Source organism: Acinetobacter pengchengensis (genome assembly GCF_982235305.1).
This window is the reverse complement of record NZ_CEVATJ010000001.1, coordinates 769,402-787,186: the sequence shown is the minus strand read 5'-3', so window position 1 is coordinate 787,186 and position 17,785 is coordinate 769,402. Positions and strand designations below refer to the sequence as shown.

16 protein-coding genes, 2 tRNA genes and 1 other RNA gene are annotated in these 17,785 nt (G+C 41.5%); 7 read left to right on the top strand and 12 right to left on the bottom strand.

Going from position 1 to position 17,785, the window contains the following annotated elements; translation table 11 throughout:
* Positions 1–4: 4 nt before the first annotated feature.
* From AC0T5Z_RS03870 to sdhC, 3 genes are read right to left on the bottom strand one after another with little or no spacing between them, the layout of a single operon-like run.
* On the bottom strand, positions 5–1,903 hold the full coding sequence (locus AC0T5Z_RS03870) for an FAD-binding protein (protein WP_435337598.1): 1,899 nt from the start codon (positions 1,901–1,903) through the stop codon (positions 5–7).
* A 12-nt stretch (positions 1,904–1,915) separates the two neighbouring features.
* On the bottom strand, positions 1,916–2,281 hold the full coding sequence (sdhD, locus tag AC0T5Z_RS03865; RefSeq protein ID WP_435337597.1) for a succinate dehydrogenase, hydrophobic membrane anchor protein: 366 nt from the start codon (positions 2,279–2,281) through the stop codon (positions 1,916–1,918).
* Positions 2,281–2,679 carry a succinate dehydrogenase, cytochrome b556 subunit gene (gene sdhC / locus AC0T5Z_RS03860; protein WP_435337605.1) on the bottom strand — a complete coding sequence of 133 codons (399 nt, stop codon included), beginning with the start codon at positions 2,677–2,679 and terminating at the stop codon, positions 2,281–2,283. Before sdhC ends, sdhD begins: the two co-directional genes overlap by 1 nt.
* 1,184 nt (positions 2,680–3,863) lie before the next feature.
* Here sdhC and gltA point away from each other — a divergent pair.
* The 3 genes from gltA (at position 3,864) to AC0T5Z_RS03845 (ending at position 7,824) form a co-directional block, all read left to right on the top strand.
* Entirely contained in the window at positions 3,864–5,138 is a 1,275-nt protein-coding gene (gene gltA / locus AC0T5Z_RS03855) for a citrate synthase (protein WP_096901013.1), read from the top strand.
* A 190-nt stretch (positions 5,139–5,328) separates the two neighbouring features.
* The gene (locus AC0T5Z_RS03850) at positions 5,329–5,844 is read left to right on the top strand and encodes a hypothetical protein (protein WP_435337656.1); all 516 of its coding nucleotides are present in this window, start codon (positions 5,329–5,331) and stop codon (positions 5,842–5,844) included.
* A gap of 354 nt (positions 5,845–6,198) precedes the next feature.
* Positions 6,199–7,824 (top strand): NAD+ synthase, encoded by a 1,626-nt coding sequence (locus AC0T5Z_RS03845; RefSeq protein ID WP_435337655.1) that lies wholly within the window; start codon positions 6,199–6,201, stop codon positions 7,822–7,824.
* A gap of 145 nt (positions 7,825–7,969) precedes the next feature.
* On the opposite strand, the gene AC0T5Z_RS03840 is transcribed toward AC0T5Z_RS03845, so the two are convergent.
* Positions 7,970–8,046 (bottom strand) — tRNA-Met (locus AC0T5Z_RS03840).
* A gap of 192 nt (positions 8,047–8,238) precedes the next feature.
* Between AC0T5Z_RS03840 and AC0T5Z_RS03835 the strand changes: the two genes are divergently transcribed.
* Entirely contained in the window at positions 8,239–8,652 is a 414-nt protein-coding gene (locus tag AC0T5Z_RS03835) for a hypothetical protein (protein WP_435337654.1), read from the top strand.
* Between the two features lie 37 nt (positions 8,653–8,689).
* On the opposite strand, the gene AC0T5Z_RS03830 is transcribed toward AC0T5Z_RS03835, so the two are convergent.
* The 4 genes from AC0T5Z_RS03830 to coaD all read right to left on the bottom strand — a co-directional run bounded on the left by AC0T5Z_RS03830 (position 8,690) and on the right by coaD (position 10,001).
* Positions 8,690–8,766: transfer RNA gene (locus tag AC0T5Z_RS03830), tRNA-Met, on the bottom strand.
* A gap of 73 nt (positions 8,767–8,839) precedes the next feature.
* Positions 8,840–9,217, bottom strand: an RNA gene (gene rnpB, locus AC0T5Z_RS03825) — RNase P RNA component class A.
* 27 nt (positions 9,218–9,244) lie between these two features.
* A complete protein-coding gene (locus tag AC0T5Z_RS03820) occupies positions 9,245–9,508 on the bottom strand; it encodes a YfhL family 4Fe-4S dicluster ferredoxin (RefSeq protein WP_435337653.1) in 264 nt (87 codons plus the stop codon).
* 1 nt (position 9,509) lies between these two features.
* Positions 9,510–10,001, bottom strand: coding sequence for a pantetheine-phosphate adenylyltransferase (gene coaD / locus AC0T5Z_RS03815; protein WP_435337652.1), 492 nt, complete (start codon positions 9,999–10,001; stop codon positions 9,510–9,512).
* A gap of 177 nt (positions 10,002–10,178) precedes the next feature.
* Between coaD and smpB the strand changes: the two genes are divergently transcribed.
* Entirely contained in the window at positions 10,179–10,655 is a 477-nt protein-coding gene (gene smpB / locus AC0T5Z_RS03810; RefSeq protein WP_004972209.1) for an SsrA-binding protein SmpB, read from the top strand.
* A gap of 79 nt (positions 10,656–10,734) precedes the next feature.
* On the opposite strand, the gene AC0T5Z_RS03805 is transcribed toward smpB, so the two are convergent.
* The 3 genes from AC0T5Z_RS03805 to rluD all read right to left on the bottom strand — a co-directional run bounded on the left by AC0T5Z_RS03805 (position 10,735) and on the right by rluD (position 13,211).
* A complete protein-coding gene (locus AC0T5Z_RS03805; protein WP_435337651.1) occupies positions 10,735–11,304 on the bottom strand; it encodes a flavodoxin family protein in 570 nt (189 codons plus the stop codon).
* 39 nt (positions 11,305–11,343) lie between these two features.
* Positions 11,344–12,087 carry a peptidoglycan editing factor PgeF gene (gene pgeF / locus AC0T5Z_RS03800; RefSeq protein WP_291334810.1) on the bottom strand — a complete coding sequence of 248 codons (744 nt, stop codon included), beginning with the start codon at positions 12,085–12,087 and terminating at the stop codon, positions 11,344–11,346.
* Positions 12,088–12,158: 71 nt separating this feature from the next.
* Positions 12,159–13,211 (bottom strand): 23S rRNA pseudouridine(1911/1915/1917) synthase RluD, encoded by a 1,053-nt coding sequence (gene rluD, locus AC0T5Z_RS03795; RefSeq protein WP_435337650.1) that lies wholly within the window; start codon positions 13,209–13,211, stop codon positions 12,159–12,161.
* Positions 13,212–13,282: 71 nt separating this feature from the next.
* Here rluD and AC0T5Z_RS03790 point away from each other — a divergent pair, with 71 nt between their 5' ends.
* Complete coding sequence (locus AC0T5Z_RS03790) at positions 13,283–14,263, top strand: outer membrane protein assembly factor BamD (protein WP_435337649.1); 981 nt, start codon at positions 13,283–13,285, stop codon at positions 14,261–14,263.
* A gap of 171 nt (positions 14,264–14,434) precedes the next feature.
* Positions 14,435–16,405 carry a DNA primase gene (locus tag AC0T5Z_RS03785; RefSeq protein WP_435337648.1) on the top strand — a complete coding sequence of 657 codons (1,971 nt, stop codon included), beginning with the start codon at positions 14,435–14,437 and terminating at the stop codon, positions 16,403–16,405.
* Between the two features lie 73 nt (positions 16,406–16,478).
* Here the strand turns inward: AC0T5Z_RS03785 and hemA are convergent, their stop codons facing one another.
* The gene (hemA, locus tag AC0T5Z_RS03780) at positions 16,479–17,753 is read right to left on the bottom strand and encodes a glutamyl-tRNA reductase (protein WP_291334801.1); all 1,275 of its coding nucleotides are present in this window, start codon (positions 17,751–17,753) and stop codon (positions 16,479–16,481) included.
* Positions 17,754–17,785: the final 32 nt, after the last annotated feature.

The window sequence follows — 17,785 nt, the reverse complement described above, 5'->3', positions numbered from 1 at the left end:
CTAATTAGAATGTACGTGGTTTAGGTGGAATAGCAGCTACAGTAAGCGGCTTGTAACGTACTGGTTTGTACTCAAGACGGTTATCTGTAGAGAACCATAAAGTATGCTTCATCCACTCATCATCACGACGACCATAAGAATAAGTTGGGTGATCTGGTGGTAACTCAAAGTCTACAACAGTATGCGCACCACGACATTCTTTACGGGCAGCAGCTGAGATCAGTGTCGCTTTAGCAACTTCATACAAGTTTTCAACTTCTAATGCTTCTACACGTGCAGTGTTGAACACTTTAGATTTATCTTTCAAATGAATGTTACGAACACGTGGTTCAAGCGCAAGAATTTGTTTCACACCTTCATCAAGCAATGCTGAAGTACGGAATACACCTGCGTGGTCTTGAACGATGTTACGAATTGCATCAGCAACTTCTTGAGCGTTTTCACCTGAAGTTGATTCGTCAAGTTTACGAATACGATTCAAAGTGTTTTCAAGAACAGTTGTTGGAAGTGGTTCGTACTCACCATCGTGTTGCTTAGTCACATACTCGATGATGTGTTGACCAGCAGCTTTACCAAATACAACCAAGTCAAGCAATGAGTTTGTACCTAAACGGTTAGCACCGTGTACAGACACACATGAACACTCACCAATTGCATAGAAACCTTTTACTGGTTTAGCAAAATCACGGTCGCCCGCATTAGTTGTATATGTATCAGTTTCTGCGTTGTAGTTCGCAACCAACTCTTGAGTTTCACGGCTTTCTGGAACAACCACTTGACCATGAATATTGGTTGGAATACCACCCATCTGGTAATGGATTGTAGGTACAACAGGAATTGGCTCTTTAGTACAATCAACGTTCGCGAATTTCTTACCAATCTCAAATACAGATGGAAGACGCTTCATGATTGTATCTGCACCTAAGTGCGTCATATCAAGCAAGATGTAGTCTTTATTTGGACCACAACCACGACCTTCTTTAATTTCTTGGTCCATAGAACGTGATACGAAGTCACGTGGCGCCAAGTCTTTCAAAGTTGGTGCATAACGCTCCATGAACGGTTCGCCTGAATCGTTACGAAGGATACCACCCTCACCACGACAACCTTCCGTTAACAATACGCCCGCGCCCGCAACACCTGTTGGGTGGAACTGCCAGAATTCCATATCTTGCAATGGAATACCCGCACGCGCAGCCATACCAAGACCGTCACCTGTGTTGATATACGCGTTTGTAGATGCACGGTAAACACGACCTGCACCACCTGTGGCAAACAATGTCGCTTTCGCTTGGAATACTGCAATTTTACCTGTTTCTTGGTCAATTGCGGTTACACCTAGTACATCACCAGCTTCGTTACGAATCAAATCAAGAGCGATCCATTCTACGAAGAATTGAGTACCCATCTTCACGTTGCTTTGATAAAGCGTATGAAGAAGTGCGTGACCAGTACGGTCAGCTGCAGCACACGCACGTGGCACAGCTTTTTCACCGTAGTTTGCAGAGTGACCACCGAATGGACGTTGGTAAATTGTACCGTCTGCGTTACGGTCAAATGGCATACCCAAGTGTTCTAATTCATAAACCACTTGTGGCGCTTCACGCGTCATAAATTCAATCGCGTCTTGATCGCCCAACCAGTCAGAACCTTTTACCGTGTCATAAAAGTGGTAGTGCCAGTTATCTTCTTGCATGTTACCAAGAGATGCACCAATACCACCCTGCGCTGCAACAGTGTGTGAACGTGTAGGGAATACTTTGGTTAATACCGCAACTTTCAAACCCGCTTGAGCAAGTTGATAAGATGCACGCATACCTGAACCACCACCACCAACGATGACTGCGTCAAAGAATTGGTGTGGAATATTTGTATAATCTTCTTTAGGGTTAATCGCGCCCATGATATCTTCCTATCAATTCGCCCAGAAAATCTGGATTGCCCAGATTGCGTATGCAAAAACAGCAACAATCACTGCTGAAGTCAGCACTAGGCGTAAACCTGAAGCTGAAGGACCCATTTGACGAGTAGTCACATAGTCAGTGAATACTTGCCACATACCAATCCAAGCATGTGCAACAAGAGATAAGACTGCCAACAAAGACATAATCTTCATTGGTAATGTCATCATAAAGCCGTACCACTGTTCAAAGTTAAATCCACCGTTAAGAAGAATCCAACCAAATACCACTACGGTATAAACAGCAAGAATAACAGCACTAATACGCTGGATAAACCAATCGCGAGAACCTGAACCCGTTAAACCTGTAGCACTTTTCATTAGATTACAATCCATACAAATGCTGCAATAATACCGATAGCAGACAAGATCAATGAAATAGTAGCTGCAATGCGACCACTTTGCAGCTCTTCTGCAAAACCAAGGTCAGCAAGTAAGTGCTTAACACCAGCAATGAAGTGATAGATTAAGCCGGCTACAAATACCCATACGATAAAGCGCACAAAGAAACCGTTAAAAATTTCTTGAACTTGAGCAAAACCTTCAGGTGAAGACAATGATTTGTCTAACAACCATAAAAGTACCGGTACGAGTAAAAATACGATGACACCAGAAAGACGGTGTAGAATTGATGCAATAGCCACGGGCGATTTTAAGTTTACTTCTAAAACTTGACCCATGGACAAATTGACAGGTCTGTTGCTTTTCACAGCGGGCATCCTGTAAGTAAAAACTCCATCCGGAGTTTGTTGGAATAAATTCGAAGGAAAGCTAGCATTGTCAGGCAAATACATGCCTAACCATAAAACGACACTGAATTATAAAACGTCAACTGTCAAAATACAAACAACTCTACTCAGCTTTTTGGCTAAAAAACCTTTAAATAAGAATCATTAACAATTACAAAGACAAACCTCTCGCAATTAATAACCACACAAAAACATAAGACCATGTTTTTTAAATTAATTATGAAAGTATACATTCGTGGTAGCGCAGTAAGTATATTTAGAATATTTAGACTAAAGATAAATTTAGTCTTTTTTCTGATGTGATTTAGGTTTTTACATATGTATATAATTTTAAGTATGCAGCATTATGTAGGTATACACATCCCTACTTGTTGCAATTTACAACAATTGCACCAGCACTTTAATCTAGACACAGACATCAATTTATATTAGATCTCTTGCGAAAGTATCGTTTACCTAATTTTTGAACTGGCTAAAACCTTATTAAATGTAGCTTTAGGCTGTTTAAATTTTGACTAACGCAAGAAGTCTATTTACTTGAAATACCTTAGCTAAAAAATCATTTAAAATAATAATCACTTTGCGAATGAATAACTTATCAAGTATTTTCACATCTGTATGGACAACAAACTACGCTTTATTCACAATAAATTTCATCATTTCCTAATCTAAATAGGATGTGTTACGGCTTTTTTAGAAGTTTAACTAGTCATTTTTTAATCAATCAATATCGAATTTAAATAACAGACGCACTGCCAATTACAACGAATCAACCCGCCCTAATGCGCATGTAAAAACGTGTAAGTTATGAAAATTAGATAGATTTAAGTATCAGACAGAATCCCGCCACAGAAATAGCCCACTAAAATCAGAAATAAAAATTGCTTACAATTAATCCGTGTTGATGATTTTTTTCTGCACATCTGACAAATTTTGACTTATGATACGGCGGCTGTGCTGTGATTTTATTGATTTTTTTATTGGAATTTTTGCGACTTTTTTTATGAACAGTCGTCTGCTTAATCCATAAGTATAATTGACAAAATTTCAGTACTCTCTAATCTTAGAGCTAATTTTTAATCCGTCTGACTTGCGCATTAAAAGATTGATACTTCGAGTCAGATCAACATTCACCAGGACAGGAGATCTATTGAATGTCTGAAGCAACTGGCAAAAAAGCCGTATTACAGCTTGATGGAAAAGAAATTGAATTACCAATTTACAGCGGCACATTAGGCCCAGATGTAATTGACGTTAAGGATGTGTTGGCGGCAGGTCACTTTACTTTTGATCCTGGTTTTATGGCAACAGCGTCGTGCGAGTCTAAAATTACGTTTATTGATGGTAACAAAGGTATTCTTTTACACCGCGGTTACCCGATTGACCAATTAGCGACTAAAGCTGACTACTTAGAAACTTGCTACTTACTATTAAATGGCGAGCTACCAACTGCAGAACAAAAAGCTGATTTTGATGCTAAAGTTCGCAACCACACTATGGTTCACGACCAAGTCAAACGTTTCTATAACGGTTTCCGTCGTGATGCTCACCCTATGGCAATCATGGTAGGTGTAGTTGGTGCGTTATCTGCGTTCTATCACAATAACTTAGACATCGAAGATGTTAATCACCGTGAAATCACAGCGATTCGTTTAATCGCTAAGATTCCTACTTTAGCGGCTTGGAGCTACAAGTACACAGTTGGTCAACCATTTGTTTACCCACGTAACGACTTAAGCTACGCAGAAAACTTCTTGTACATGATGTTTGCTACACCAGCAGACCGCGATTACAAAGTTAACCCTGTTCATGCACGCGCAATGGATCGTATTTTCACGCTTCATGCTGACCACGAACAAAACGCGTCTACTTCAACTGTACGTTTAGCGGGTTCTACTGGCGCTAACCCATACGCATGTATCTCTGCAGGTATTTCTGCACTTTGGGGTCCTGCTCACGGTGGTGCGAACGAAGCTGTTCTTAAGATGCTTGACGAAATCGGCTCTGTAGAAAACGTTGCAGACTTCATGGAAAAAGTGAAGACTAAAGAAGTTAAACTGATGGGCTTCGGTCACCGCGTTTATAAAAACTTCGACCCACGTGCAACAGTAATGAAGCAAACTTGTGACGAGGTTCTTAACGACTTAGGTATCAACGATCCACAACTTGCACTTGCGATGGAACTTGAGCGTATTGCGTTATCTGATGAATACTTCATCAAGCGTAACTTATACCCTAACGTAGACTTCTACTCAGGTATCATCCTGAAAGCGATTGGTATCCCAACAGAAATGTTTACTGTAATTTTCGCTCTTGCACGTACTGTTGGCTGGATCAGCCACTGGTTAGAAATGCACAGCGGTCCTTACAAAATTGGTCGTCCACGTCAGCTTTATACAGGTTACACTCAACGCGACATCAACCGTTAATTCGGTTTGCGTTGTACCTTGTAAAACAAGTACGACTCAAAAAACCACCTTCGGGTGGTTTTCTTATTTTTGAATATTTCCCACACTAGAATACAAAGCCTTAGTTGTTTAACTTAAACAAGACAATTAGATTGGGTCGCAAGCCAATTTACGCTATATTTTTGATGTTAGCCTTTCATGATCAATTTACATGCTGCAACTGCATTTCTTATTTTTAAGTCTGCTCATGCGTTTTTTAAAACTTGCGCAGTTTAAATATCGCTACTTAACACCTGCAGAAATACAACTCTGCCAGTCTGTGTTCGGTCATTTAATTGACTACAGTAAAGTCAGAGTCATGAATCACCCCTATTTACCTTGGCAACCACAACATATATTTATGGCGCCCTGTGGTGATATTCATGTGCGCAATTTGCATTACCGTTCAGACTACGCTCAGGCACATTTAGGCTATCAAGCCATTTTTATTCACGAAATGGCGCATGTCTTACAATATCAACAAAAAATCAATGTGTTGCTACATGGCGCACTCTTACAAACAGCATATTATTTAAGTTTTAAAAAGTACAATCCATATCGCTATCAATTGACTACAAACAAGCCTTTTTTTGCCTACAACATCGAACAACAAGGTGACATCGCTAAAGATATTTTCCTGAAAAAAATTGACAATATTATTCTGAATCCACCAAAACCAATTGCTTAACTGAATATTCTTTAACTTGAGCGATCGGACTTAAAACTACAAACAAACCTAATCTTAAAATATAATAATTTCAAATAAATAGCACAAAAAATCTGTCACATTTCAATGATATTCTGCAGCATACAAGAATAAAGTGTATTCGATGCTAGCATCTATTCTAAATTACGATAAAATAGCAAAAGTCTCTATTTTTGCACCGCAAAATAAGATCTTTATCTGTTAGATAATAAATGGTTTTTATTTGTGCCTTTCGGCAGTCGTTTAATCCACAATACACTGCGCTGAAATTTTTATAACAATAATAATCAGTCGTTTATGTGTATTTTAAACCTATAGGAATAGGACTTAATTTAAATGAAATCTTTTAAAATTGCCCTTGCACAGTTCTCTCCACACATTGGCAATCTCGATGCAAATGCGCAAAAAATGCTTGAACAGGCAAATGAAGCGAAAAAACAACACGCAGATCTGATTATTTTTCCTGAACTTTCAATTTTGGGCTACCCTGCTGAAGATTTATTACTGCGCCCAAGCTTGAGTCAACGCACGAAACAAGCATTTGAACAATTACGTGAAATTAAAGATATTGTTTTAGTTTTCGGCTTTGTCAATGAAACTGAAGATGGTCAGCGCTTTAACTCGGCAGCCGTCATGAAAGATGGTAATATTCTTGGTATTTATAACAAACAAAATTTACCGAATTATGCCGTATTTGATGAGAAGCGTTATTTTGACGAAGGTCATCAACACTTAGTATTTGAATACCTTGGTCACAAGTTTGGCGTTTTAATTTGTGAGGATTTATGGTCTTTGCCAACTGTACAGCAATTGGCACAGTTGAATGTAGAAACTGCATTGGTCTTGAACGCTTCGCCTTATGAAGTGGGTAAACCGCAGCATCGTATACAGACCATGACCGAGCTAGCTAAGCAATTACATCTCAATCTGGTATATGTAAACCAAGTTGGCGGTCAAGATGATTTAATCTTCGATGGCACTAGCTTCGTGATCAACCAAGCGGGCGATGTTGCACTACAAGCACCGACGTATCAGGAAGGTGTATTCTATGCTGAATATGACGCTGCTCAGAAACACTTTAAAACTGCAGAGATTAGCCCCGCTTTAGATACATTGGCAGAAATTTACCAAGGCTTGGTTTTAGCTACACGTGACTATGTTCAACGTTCAGGCTTCCCTGGGGTTATTTTAGGTTTATCGGGTGGTATTGACTCAGCACTTACACTTGCAATTGCAGTCGATGCCATTGGCGCAGACAAGGTACAAGCAGTGATGATGCCATATACTTATACAGCGCAAATCAGTGTTGAAGATGCGGCAGAGCAAGCCAAAACCTTAGGCGTAACCTTCGGTATTGCGGAAATTCACCCTGTAGTAAATAGCTTCATGCAAACCCTGTATCCGTTCTTTGGTAATAGCCCAAGTGACACAACTGAGGAAAACTTACAAGCCCGTGCACGCGGTACGATTTTGATGGGGCTTTCCAACAAATTTGGTAACTTAGTCCTGTCTACAGGCAACAAATCTGAACTGGCTGTTGGCTATTGCACCTTATACGGCGATATGGTCGGTGGTTATGCCGTACTCAAAGACGTGTATAAAACCATTGTATTTGAACTGGCAAAATACCGTAACAGTATTGCTGACGCCCCTGTTATTCCAGAACGTGTGATTACTCGCCCACCTTCAGCTGAATTGCGTCCTGACCAAAAAGACCAAGATTCTTTACCACCATACGAAGTACTCGATGCGATTTTGTATGCGTATATTGAAGAAGATCAAAGCCAAGAAGACATCATTAGCAAAGGCTTTGAACGTGCAATGGTCGAGAAAGTCATTCAATTGGTTGATCGGAATGAATACAAACGTCGCCAAGGTGCATTAGGCCCACGGATTAGCTCGCGTGCTTTTGGTCGTGAACGTCGCTATCCGCTCGTCAATGGTTGGAAAGCAGGCATTTAACGCTAAAACATTGCTTAAACAAATATATAAAAAAACCAAGCTACGGCTTGGTTTTTTATACCCGCTATAAAACCAATGCTGCATTAAAAGCAACTTAAAATTTTGGCATAAAAAAAGACCAAGCTGAGAGCTTGGTCTATAAAAATGGTGGCTATGACGGGACTTGAACCTGTGACCCCCGCATTATGAGTGCGGTGCTCTAACCAACTGAGCTACATAGCCGTAAACTGTGTGCGCATTATCTAAACTTAGCTCTGCATCGTCAAGTATTTTCATTTACAAACGCTCACAGTTTAAGCAAAAACAATGTAATTTGTTTAATTTTAATCAAATTACTATTTTCTTACGGAGATTCTTAAATATTTGCATCAAAATCTATATCAAGTCACACAGAAAAAGAGAATAAATTCAACCATGATCTTGAAGTCTATAATACTGAGTAGCCTTGTTGTTGGCTTAAGTTCCTGCGCTTTGGTTTCACCTGTTTTTGTAGATTACAACGGCGTACGGCGTGATGTTGCGCAATTTATCAATTCTAAAATGAGTTATAGCATCGCAGACCGACGTGTTTTGGTTGCTTATGCCAAAGAACAGCAAAAGATTTTAACGGCGCATCAACTGAATGCTGTAGCGCAGCAACAGCTAGCTTATGAACGCGCTGTGGGGCGTTATTGCGCATCGCAACAAATTTCGCTAAAAAAATTAAATCAGGTCGATGCCAAAATTTTTGCTCACTCTGATCAACAAGCCAATTGGCAACAGATGCAAAACCTACAAATGCAGATTCAACTAGATACAACTCAAATAGATTGCACAAATAAATTTTAAACAAAAAAAGACCACGTTAGTGAACGTGGTCTGAAAATGGTGGCTATGACGGGACTTGAACCTGTGACCCCCGCATTATGAGTGCGGTGCTCTAACCAACTGAGCTACATAGCCAAAAACTGTGCGCGCATTATCTGCTGTAATCTAGGCAACGTCAAGCCTTATCACACATCAAATGCCTAAAATTTGGTGAAGTGAACCGATAAGCCGGGTTCTGTCGAGAACGATCATTCCTCTAGGCGTACAATCACTCATACGCTCAAGCGACCTACCCGAATCCAGTACGGGCCGTACCTCAGGATTCCTATTTGGTCTTGCTTCTGGTGGGGTTTACCATGCCATGAACTGTTACCAGCCATGCGGTGCGCTCTTACCGCACCCTTTCACCCTTACCTTCAATTTCTTCCGAAAAAGAAACCACACGAAGGCGGTCTACTCTCTGCTGCACTTTCCGTCGGCTCACGCCGCCCAGGCGTTACCTGGCACCCTGCCCTTTGAAGCCCGGACTTTCCTCCCCTGCTTCAGTCACGGAGACCTCCACAGCAGCGATCGTCTGGTTCACTTCGAGGGCGCATCTTAACAAATAAATGCACTAATTGCTCGTGCTTTTTTGATCAATCAGTTTTTGATACTTTTCTAGCAATTGCTCCTGTGTTTCAACATGGTTAGGATCATGAGGAATACAGTCCACCGGGCAGAATAACTGGCACTGCGGTTTGTCATGATGCCCGACACATTCGGTACACAGCGCCGGATTGATTTCATAAATCAGCTCACCCATGAAAATGGCCTCATTCGGGCACACAGGTTCACAGACATCGCAGTTAATGCATTCATCGGTAATATATAAAGACACGCTACCAACCTTGTTGATGTTTGCGTTCAAAGGCTTCGACGACGATTTGCGGTACAAACTTGGTCACATCTCCTTTTAAACGCGCAATTTCACGCACCAGCGTGGATGAAATAAACGAATATTGCTCTGATGGGGTTAAAAATACAGCTTCAAAATTGCTATCCAGCTGACGGTTCATATTTGCCAACTGAAATTCATACTCAAAATCTGAAACAGCGCGCAAACCACGCAAAACTGCAGTCGCATTTTGCTCACGGAAAAAATTAACCAATAAACCATCAAAGCCGACAAATTCAACATTAGGCAAATGCTTTAAAGATGCCTGTGCCAATTCCACACGTTCTTCCAAAGTAAAAATTGGATTTTTATGATGTCCAATGGCAATTGCGACCACGACTTCATCAAACATTTTTGCAGCACGTGTCACCAAGTCAATATGACCATTGGTAATCGGGTCAAAGGTGCCCGGATAAATTACGCGAGATTTAGACATCCATTATGCTCTAGTTGGTTTTGTCAAAGTTAGTTTAACAAATAGAAAATATTTTAGTGAATAAAGTCTACCAAATTTGAAATATCAAAGCAGTTTAGCCAGCAGTTGTGATGATTTTGATTTGTCAGCAAGCCTTGGTTTGAGGCACAATAGTCATAAGTTTGGAAGTAATTGATTATGGCGAAGCTAACTGTAGTTAAAAAAAATACGGGCGGAACAATTGCACAGAATAAACGTGCACGCCACGATTATTTTATTGAAGAAAAATTTGAAGCAGGACTTTCTTTGCAAGGTTGGGAAGTCAAATCTTTGCGCGCAGGACGTATGACCATTACTGAAAGTTATATCCTGTTTCGTGATAATGAAGCTTTTTTATTTGGCGCACAAATTCAACCCCTTTTGTCGGCTTCAACGCATGTAGTGCCTGAAGCAACCCGCACCCGCAAACTATTACTGTCACGACGTGAAATTGAAAAGTTGATGGGTGCAGTCAATCAAAAGGGTTATTCTTGCGTACCTTTAGCATGTTATTGGAAAGGTCCTTTGGCGAAACTTGAAATTGCTTTGGTGAAAGGTAAACAATTGCACGATAAACGTGCTTCTGAAAAAGACCGTGATTGGCAGCGTGATAAAGCACGTTTGATGCATAAATAATTTTGCACATTCCGCCCATAAAAAAATGCTCGCTGTTAATGTCGAGCATTTTTTATGGAAGTTACAAAACTACAAAAGCTTAGAATTTAAGTTTTAATTCAACCAAATATTTGCCAAATTTGACCGCAGTTTCCAAGTCACCCTCAGGGGGTGTAACCTCAACACTGGCATTATCAGACTGCGTCATTAAACCCAAAAAGCTCGACATGCGGTTAATATCGTGTGAACTACGCCCTGTAGGCATAAACGGTAAGCCTGACCACAACATGCCATGCTGCATCGCAAATAAATTAATTTGTTGCAGCACTGCCAGTTTATCGCCGCTTAAACCACCGCCATTGGTAAATCCTGCCGCCAGTTTGCCCTGCCAAGTTCTAGCCAACCAACGCTTAGACGATTGCTCCATAAACTGTTTTAAAGCCGAGGTAATACTGCCCATATAAGTTGGACAGCCCATAACAATAATATCGGCTTGATCTAGGCTATCCCATTCAATTTCAGCCACATCCATCAAAGTCACCTGAGCATCCATCTGCGCAGCACCTTGCGCAATATGCTGTGCCACCTTAGCAGTGTGACCATAAGGACTGTGATAAACCACCACCACACGAATAGCAGCGCAAGAAGATGTTAAATGAGTCACTGACATAAGAATGTTTAAAACCAAATAATTAAGTCAAGTTTAACACTAAGCCTGCATAAACACGAATGTTGCCATACGCCCTGTATGTGCTTGACGACGGTAAGAATAGTAATCATCGGCTTGTTGATAGGAGCACTGATCACCACCCAAGACGGTTGTAACAGCATACTGCTGCAAAATAAAACGCGCGATTGCATACAAGTCGGCAAAGTATTTACCTTGTTGCTGCCCTGCAATAAAAGCTGTGTCTAATTCAGGATATTTATCGCAAAACGCCTGTTTCACCTCTTCCCCAACTTCAAAGCACGGCTGAGTGATAGCGGCACCCAACCACGCCCATGTTGGAGCGCTTTGCATTTCGGCAATGGTATTTTCGATAATACCATTGGCAAGCCCACGCCAGCCTGCATGCAGGTTAGCAACTTCAGTGCCTTCAGCATTACCCAAAACCACAGGCAAACAATCTGCAGTCATCATCATTAAAGCATGTGCTTTACGCTGAGTGACCAAACCATCGCCCTCTAAGGCTTCAAAGGTGATTTGTGCGTTAATGGTCTGACACAACACGCTATGTGTTTGTGTCATCCACGTCATTTTATCGACCCCATATTTAGCAAACTCCTCCAGCAAACTCATACGATGCTGCTGCACACGCCACGCATCGTCCTGCACATGCAGTGCCAGATTAAAACCAGATAGATCTGCACAGTCTGTTTGTAAAGCCTGTGCATGTTGTATGCGGGTTTGCCCAACATACACACCTCTAGGTAATCCTTGAACGAATTGCATACATCTATCCTTAGTCGTTTTCTGGCGTTGCTGTATCTGAGTTGATCTTGTTGATGCTATCCATACAACAATTAATAGGCAGCATTTTCACTACGTAACACATCTACCAATTGTTTAAAGTCTTCAGGCCACGGCGCTTCAAACATCATTTCTTCTTGAGTACGTGGATGCACCAAGCCTAGTTTGACCGCATGCAAGGCCTGACGTTTAAAGTTACGCAACGTATCGTTCAATAATACCGATGCACCTGCAGGCACACGTACACGTGGCGAATAAACAGGATCTCCGACCAAACCATAACCAATATAACTTAGATGCACACGAATTTGATGAGTTCGCCCAGTTTCCAAACGCGCCTGAACACGTGTAAAATGCTGAAAGCGCTCTTTAACATTGTAATGTGTGACTGCGTCTTTGCCGCCCGGCAAGACAGCCATTTTCACCCGATCTACAGGATGGCGTTTAATCGGTTCATCTACTGTGCCACCCGCAATCATGTTGCCATACACCACCAAGTCGTATAAACGATAGACTGACTTTTTTGCCAGTTGCTTGGTCAGAGCAAACTGTGCTTCCAGATTTTTGGCAACGACCAATAAACCCGACGTATCTTTATCAATACGATGCACCAAACCTGCACGAGTCAACTCAGCAGATTTTGGATAATGATGTAGCAAGGCATTCACCAAAGTCCCAGAGCTATTGCCCGCCCCTGGATGCACCACCATGCCCACAGGTTTATTAATCACAATGATGTCATCATCTTCATAAATAATATTCAGTGGAATATCTTCAGGCAGACTGCGGGTTTGCGCTTCAAGCTCGACTTCTAATGTGAGAAGCTCATCACCTTCACACTTATATTTGGGTTTAGCCGTGTTACCATTTACCAACAAATGACCGTCTTTGAGCCACTGTTTTAGCTTTTCACGTGAAAATTCACTCCAAATGATGGCTGCTACTTGGTCGATGCGTAGTCCTAAATGGCTGTCATCCAATTGAAATTGCAACGATAAACGTGTTGCAGTTGAGTCTGAAGTATGGTTATCTGCATCCTCAGCATCTTCAAGTAAATTGAACTCAGTTTCAGGTAAATTGGAATGGGTAGATTGTGCTTGACTCATTTGCTCATTCAGACAAAAGTGGTTTAATAGCGCAATTGTAGCTCATTGCCCGTATTAACAGAGGAATTTTTATGTCGCTACCACGTTATAAAATAACAATGCTTGCTCTTTCACTCGGCGTTGCGTCTGCAATTGTGGGCTGTAGCAGCAATCCAAAAAAAGAAGTGGTCGATACTGGTCCGCAATCTAGCGAACAGGTTTATATTGAAAAAGCAGAAAAAGCACTGGATCGTGGTCAATACACCGATGCCGTTAAGTATCTTGAAGCTTTAGAAACATATTACCCAACAGGCGATTATGCGCAGCAGGCGCAGCTTGAATTATTGTATGCAAAATTCCAGCAAAAAGATTATGAAGGTGCAATTGCAGTTGCAGATCGTTTTATCCGCATGAACCCGCAGCATCCTAAAGCCGATTATGCCTACTATGTACGTGGCGTGGCGAATATGGAACAAAACTATGATGGTTTGTTGCGCTATACCTCACTCAAGCAATCGCACCGTGATGTCAGCTATTTAAAAGTGGCTTATCAAAACTTTGTTGATTTTATCCGTCGCTATCCATCGAGCACTTATGCGGTAGATGCGGCACAGCGTATGCAGTTTATTGGTCAGGAACTGGCTGAAGCCGAAATGAATGCGGCACGTTATAACATTAAACGTAAAGCATGGGTCGCTGCAGTTGAGCGTTCATTGTGGGTAATTGAACACTATCCACAAACGCCGCAAATTCCTGAAGCATTGGCAACCGTGGCCTACGGTTATGGCAAATTGGGCGATCAAGCTACGGCTCAGCAATATATTGATGTGTTGAAGCTGAACTATCCAAACTTGGTCAAAGCAGATGGTAGCGTGAATTTACGTGCTGCCCGCCATGATGCCAGCTGGATTAATCGTGCAACTTTAGGTATTTTCGGACGTGAAGCGAAAAACAGCACCGAAGCACAACAATCTGAGGCCAACACACAAGCAGCACCATCACGCAGCTTAACCAACCGTTTAAGTTTTGGTTTGTTAGATCGTCCTAAGTCTGAAAACGACAGTGCTGAATAAAATAAGCTCAAGCTGATTGAACAATCTTGAAAAATACCAAAGGCAAGTTATGATACTTGCCTTTTGTTTTACTAGGGCTTGTTTCAAACAGCAGAAACAGCTACAAAAGAACTAGATTCTGTTTCACGAAAGCGCATTTCAACCAACTCTAGAGAGAAAAGACAAAACCGTATGGCCATTCCACAGCACACGATTGATCAAATTTTAGATCGCACCGATATTGTCGATCTGATTGGTCAGCGCGTGAAATTAAAAAAAACTGGTCGTACCTATTCGGGCTGCTGCCCGTTCCATCAGGAAAAATCCCCATCTTTTCACGTCTATCGTGACAAGCAGTATTATCATTGCTTTGGCTGCCAGGCAAACGGTAACGCCATCCGTTTTTTAATGGATATTGATAACCGCAATTTTATAGATGTCATGAAAGACTTGGCCAGTCAAACAGGCATCGAACTCCCGAAAGATCAGCAAGACAATAAAAAACTTTCTTATAAACGCGAAGCCAAAAAGCCAACACCGATAGCTCTGCCTAAACCAACAGCAAAAGACCAAAACGAAACTTCTACGACTCAAGCTGCAACAAACGAGCAGGCTTTGGATGCTACAGGCATCGACTTTGATCCTTTTGCCGAATTTCAAAGTGTAGAATACGCAAATTCGGAATTTCAGAACTCGGAATTTCAAAACAGTGCCGACCCGTTTGCGAGTTTTGAACAATGGAGCACCACGCAAGAAACACCTGCACAGGAAGGCAACTTATACGACTTGTTGGAAAATGTAGCACAATATTATGAGCAGCAATTGCCGCACAATCCTGCCGCACAACAATATTTTCAAAAACGTGGCTTAACCGCACAGACCCTGCAATTCTGGCGTTTGGGCTATGCACCTGAAGATTGGCAGCATTTAGAAAAAGCCTTCCCACAAGATATTGCAGGTTTAAAACTTCTGGGCTTGATTCGTACCAGTGACAAAGGACGTGACTTCGATTTATTGCGTGATCGGGTGATTTTTCCAATCCGTGACAGCAAAGGTCGTGTGGTTGGCTTTGGTGGCCGTGCACTCAATGATGAAATCAAACCCAAATACATCAACTCGCCCGACTCGGAAGTGTTTCATAAAAACCAACTGCTCTATGGTTTATATGAAGGACGCAAACTGAAAGCCCAAGACTATTTAATGGTTGAAGGCTATATGGATGTGATTGCCTTGCAGCAATACGGCATTTATGGTGCTGTAGCGACACTCGGTACAGCAAGCAATACCGATCATTTAAATATTCTATTCCGCCAAAATAACCGCATTACCATCGCTTTTGATGGCGATACCGCAGGTCAAAAAGCCGCACGTCGCACACTAGAGATTGCATTGCCTTTACTCAATGATGGACGTGAACTGAAATTCTTTGTTTTGCCCAATGAACACGACCCTGACTCCCTTATTCGTCGTGAAGGCATCGAAAATTTCCGACGTTTATTAGATCAAGCGCCTTTGCTGTCAGATTTTGTTTTTGCACATCTCACCCAAAACCATAATATCAGTACCCCTGAAGGAAAAAGTCAGGTCATGGGCGAACTGCGGCAATTGACCGAATTTTTGCCCAAAACGGGTTCTTATCGCTATTTGCTGCAACAGTTTTTCCGCGAAAAATTAGGCTTTAACCGTAAATGGCAGGCACAAACCAATAACGATGCCTCTTTGAGTTTTAGCACCAAAATCGATGCTGAGGAATATGTGATTGCGATTCTAATCAATCATCCATATTTGTATATTCACTTTGAACCGTTACGTGCACTGATTCCAAGTGATCACCTATTGCATCAAATCTTAAATATTTTAAATACTATTTTTGATGATCTACCCGATGATCCTGAACAAGCTAAATATTATATTTTAGGTGCATGCTCGGCATATCACTATGAATTACAGCGTATATTACAACAAGCCAATGTCAGTGATTACACAACATCTCCCGAGCATGTTGATAAATTGGCTCAAGATTTTTCAACTAAATTGCAATACGACTGTTTACAACAAAAAATTCGTTCCAGAAAATTCAGCAGCATTGAAGAAATGAAGCGTTTGAAACATCAAATTTATGAAATTGATAAAAAAAGATCGCTAACTTTGCTAGAGGAATAAACAATTTGGTCTTATTGAGTGAGTTTTATATCGACCAAACTCGATCAATTTTTGTGAATGACGATGATTTTGCTTATTTACGACGACTTTTGATTGTCGCTGCCAGATTTTCCTGCATAAACTCAAAACATTCAGGCTCATCACCTTTGGCTGCTTCACGCAATAAAATAGAAGTTGGATGTAGCAATTTTTGGGTTAAACGATAAGAAAATTCCTGCATAACCTGAACAGCATCTTCACCTTTAGCAATACGCGCCATCGCCAAATTTAACTCTTCCTGACGCAAGCTTTCGCCATGTTCACGGTAAGCATGAATGGTTGCACCCGCTTGCTGAACTTTTTGATGGGTTACCAACTCAGTCACAAGCTGATTGACCATGACTTCTGCTTCCACAGCCGCTTGACGACGCTGTGCCAAGTTTTCATCAATCACACTTTGCAGGTCATCGACCCCGTACAAATACACGCCATCCAAGTTTTCTATTTTAGGATCTATATCACGTGGTACGGCCAAATCGACCAATAACATTTGCTGATATCGGCGCTTTTTTAAAGCAGCTTTCACCTCAGGATAAGTAATCACCTGATGCAAACTTCCCGTACAACTTGAAATCACATCGGCACGGTGTAAATTAGCCGCAAGCTGATCAAATTCAATAATTTCTACTTCTACCCGATGCGCAATTTCCTGCGCCAATGTTTCGGCACGGGCACGAGTACGGTTACAAATTATAATTTTAGCGACGCCCATTTCTGCTAAATGCTTTGCCACAAGGCTATTCATTTCACCTGCAGCCACCACCATCACCGTCAGTTTTTCAGGGTGGCTAAATACTTGTAACGCAAGTTGCGCGACAGCATAACCCATCGACACGGCATGGCTACCTACGGCAGTTTCTGAACGTACCCGTTTGGCAGCATAAAAAGCATATTCAAAAATTCGGTTCAGTTGTTGCGAAACTGTATGTGAGTCCTTAGCTAACGCCAACGCAGTTTTGACCTGACCTAAAATTTGCGGCTCACCCAACATGAGAGAATCTAGCCCACTGGCTACACGCATTAAATGCGACACCGCCTGTGCATTCTCATAACGATATACATGACGACTCAATTGCTGTACATCGATACCATTGACGTGTGCAAGCCAATCCAACACTTGTTCTGGATGTTCAGACATGGCGTAGACTTCGGTACGGTTACAGGTAGACACCACCACCAAATCATTCAGTTCGGGATGTTGGCTTTGCTCAGCAAGTAAGGCACTTAACTTTTCTGGGTTAAATGCAATTTGCTCACGCAACTCTACAGAGGCGGTTTGATGGTTGACACCCAATGCAAAGAAAGACATATCAGATCATCATTTCGCTAAATTTATGCTAT